This window comes from Bradyrhizobium sp. USDA3010 (assembly GCF_056429065.1).
In genome coordinates, this window is the sequence record NZ_JBWJZD010000150.1 from 1 (window position 1) to 349 (window position 349).

Genomic DNA, 349 nt, shown 5'->3' on the forward strand with positions numbered 1-349 from the left:
AACACGTAGCTGACCTGCGACAGGTTCGCCGCCGAGACATCGATCTCGGCATTGGCGGCCTGGGCGACACCATTGACCACAAAGTGTCCGTTGCCGCCGGTGTCCCAGAACGCGTACTGGGTGATCGGATCGTGCTCGGCATCCGTGACCGAGAACAGGCTCGAGGCGAGCGCCGACGTCTCACCGTGAACCGCGGTCACGTTCGGCGCCGTCACGACCGGGGCCGTGTCGGGGCCCGGTGTTGCCGTGAAGCTCTTCCAGGCGCTCCACATGCTGCCGTCATTGGCCTTCACCCAGAGCGTATCGGGCGTCGAACCGCCGGGGCCGAACACGTAGCTGACCTGCGACA

General features: G+C 65.9%; 1 pseudogene. It reads right to left on the reverse strand.

Features of this window, described 5'->3' with window-relative positions:
• Window positions 1-349 (reverse strand): annotated as a pseudogene (locus AC066Y_RS43355) (hypothetical protein); the annotation flags it as partial.